The organism is Dethiosulfatibacter sp. (assembly GCF_983023055.1).
Map to the genome: position 1 here is coordinate 1 of NZ_CEZJXU010000291.1, position 3,322 is coordinate 3,322.

The window sequence follows — 3,322 nt, forward strand, 5'->3', positions numbered from 1 at the left end:
TATTTAGAGGATCGCTGACAGCTACTCCAATGGTGCTGTCGCCTACATCCAGTGCTATGTATCTTTTCATATAATTCCTCCTTGCTACTTAATGCATCGTTCCGTTATTATGACTAACAGCTCCCTACTCCGTCGGCACAAGCAAAAGCACTAAACACCTTGAATCGTTGGTGTTTAGCCACCGGTACAACAATTCTGTTATGTATATATGTTATTGTTGATACCTATTAGTCGAGACCTCGCTGTCATTCATAATAACTCCACTGGTACGAGTTATATCAATATCATAACTTAATATTTAAATATTCACGTACTCGAATTATTCTCCTAAATTATCTTGATACAAAAATCCTTGCATACAGAAGCACAGTAACTACAAAGGACGCATTTATCCATGTCTACAATGCATTTACTGTCTTTTATACTCAGTGCATTCTGCTGGCATCTTTCTACACACTTACCGCAGCCTGTACACCAATATGCAATTTTTAATTTTCTCTTTTTATTGTTTATCCTGTCTTCCAAGGATACTTCCGGTTCTTCATTATGCACTACAGAAAGATTGAAGTCAATTTCTTCTTCATATCTCATGCCAATTGCAGTCCAGTCAACAATTGATGATTCAAATGAAAACTTAAGGGCATCTATTGGATCTTCAGTCAGATGTCCACCACCAAAGGGCTTCATGGAAAGTATACTCTTTCCTCTTTTTTTGGCAAGGTCAATGCTTTCAATCATGTCATCAATGCTTCCGTCTACTATGCCAAGACCCTTTTTGTTGAATATGGGATGCATGATGTCTATTTCATCCTTATGCGAAAGATTTCTGACTGCATTGTGAAAATGTGTAGATATACCGAAATGTCTTATTGTTCCTTCTTCCTTGTATCTAAGAAGTCTTTTCACCGCATCGTAATGACCTCTGAAGGTATGTATGCTTTCCTGTTCATGAAGCATGAATATGTCAATATAGTCAGTATTCATTTCCTTCAAGGCTTTCTCAACACTCTTTTCCGCTGTTTCTTCAGACCATGCATATGATTTTGTTGATATTATTATGTCTTTTCTATCAACTTTTTTCAGAAGTTCCCTGAAAATATCATAATTGTTATAAAGCTCTGCAGTATCAAAAAAATTTATGCCTCTTTTATATCCATAGAGAAGAAGCTCTACCTTCCTTTCCAATGAATAATCACACTGAAGAGGACTTAGGGCTAAAGTTCCGTAACAGATTTTTGAAGCTTCTTTTAAATTCAAGATTTCATCTCCTAAAATTCTCAGGGCATCGAGCCCTTCAAATTATCTGACGTTCAAGAAAGTGATAATTCCTTGATACCAGAATTATCTTGAACGTCATGTACCAAAAAATAATATAGCAGTATTATAAAAATACTGCTAATTATATTTACTCATTTTTTAAATTTTCCAAATAATCTTTTAGTATTTCTTCAAGAAGCTCATCTCGTTCGACCTTCATTATTATGCTTCTTGCATTATTATGACTTGTAATATAAGTAGGATCTCCCGATAATATGTATCCAATAATCTGGCTTACAGGATTGTATCCCTTCTCATTCAATGCATTCAGTACGGATTTGATAACTTCCTTTACTTCATTCACATTATTCAATCCGAAATCAAATTGTGTTGTTTTGTTGTCTTCCACGATTACCACCTCTAGACTTATTATAATTAAATTTTATAGATAATTCAATCTATTTTATCATACCTTTGATTATTTCCAGTGCTTTGTTTAATGCTTCATCAATTTTTTCAGGGTTTTTGCCGCCGGCTTGAGCGAAATCCGGTCTTCCACCGCCACCGCCACCAACAATCTTGGCTGCTTCCCTGATTATATTTCCTGCATGAAGTCCTTCCTTAACAAGAGGCTTTGCAACAGAGGCTATCAATAGAACCTTTCCATTGCTTTCCGCAGCAAGTACAGTTACAGAATCGGAATACTTGTCCTTGATTCTGTCTGAAAGTTCTCTCATTTGATCTGCATCGGATTCTCCAAGGTTGTTGAGGAAAATCTTTATATTTCCTTCTTCTATATAGTTGTCAAGGATATTGCCAAGTTCAGCTCTTACAGCTTCACTTTTGTAATTATTAATTATTGCATCCTTTTCCTTGCTTTCGGCAATTATCTGATTTATTCTATTTTCGATATTTTCAGGCTTTGTCTTTAGCATTGATGCCATTTCAAAAGTCTTATCCCTGTAGGCATTTAGATAATCAAAGGCATCCATTCCAGTCAATGCTTCTATCCTTCTAATTCCCGAAGCTATACCAGCTTCGCTTACTATCTTGAACAGACCTATTTCCGAAGTGTTGTTTACATGGGTTCCGCCACAAAGCTCACGGCTGTAGTCTTCAACACTTATTACCCTTACTTTCTCACCGTATTTGCTGTCGAATAGTGCGGTGATTCCAGAAGCTTTTGCTTCATCAAGAGTCATGCTGGCAGTTGATACTGCAAGATTTTCAAAAATCTTTTCATTTACAAGCTTTTCAACACCTTCAATTTCCTTATGGGTCATTCCTTCAAAATGCGAGAAGTCAAATCTAAGTCTTTCCTTTTCTACAAGTGAACCCGCCTGGTTTACATGGCTTCCAAGAACCTGTCTCAATGCTTCATGAAGAAGGTGTGTAGCTGTATGGTTTGCAGCAATTGCATTTCTTCCTTGAACATTAAAGGCTACTTTTACCTTGTCTCCAGTTTTCAGTGATCCAGAATTAACCTTTACATGATGAAGGAAGATATCATTATTTGCCTTTGTTACATCTTCAACATGCGCAGATACACCTTCTCCTGCCATAAGACCGCAATCACCTTTCTGACCGCCGCTTTCAGCATAAAGAACTGTTGCATCAGTTACTGCAAATCCCTTGTCTTCTATAGACTTCACTTCATTGTATTTTTCATCGTAAAGCTTAAGAATTATCGCTTCTGCTTCTTTTTCAGTATATCCTCTGAATACTGTGCTGTCCGCATTTTCAATTTTGAAACTGCTTCCAAGCCATGCTTCTCCTGCAGATGAATTCCTTGCTTTTCTAGCATTTTCCTTTTGCTTGTTCATGAATTCTACAAAAGATTCTTCTCTTACAGTAAGTCCTTTTTCACCGAGGATTTCTTCAGTCAACTCAAATGGGAATCCATAGGTATCATAAAGTTTGAAGGCCTGTTCGCCTGATAGTTCTGTTGTTCCCATTTCAGCCATTTTTTCTGTATATGAGTTAAGTATTTCTATACCCTGGTCAATAGTTTTGCTGAACCTGTCTTCTTCTATTTCAATTATCTTGTATATCTGGTCTGCTGAAT

The 3,322-nt window shown here is 36.6% G+C and carries 3 protein-coding genes; all 3 read right to left on the bottom strand.

Annotated elements, in window-relative coordinates:
• Positions 1 to 327: 327 nt before the first annotated feature.
• Positions 328 to 1,257, bottom strand: coding sequence for an aldo/keto reductase (locus AC3AX0_RS09795; RefSeq protein WP_487550108.1), 930 nt, complete (start codon positions 1,255 to 1,257; stop codon positions 328 to 330).
• Positions 1,258 to 1,405: 148 nt separating this feature from the next.
• On the bottom strand, positions 1,406 to 1,669 hold the full coding sequence (locus AC3AX0_RS09800) for an IreB family regulatory phosphoprotein (protein ID WP_487550110.1): 264 nt from the start codon (positions 1,667 to 1,669) through the stop codon (positions 1,406 to 1,408).
• A 46-nt stretch (positions 1,670 to 1,715) separates the two neighbouring features.
• Positions 1,716 to 3,322, bottom strand: a 1,607-nt coding sequence (gene alaS / locus AC3AX0_RS09805; RefSeq protein WP_487550109.1) for an alanine--tRNA ligase, incomplete at its 5' end; no start/stop codon positions are given.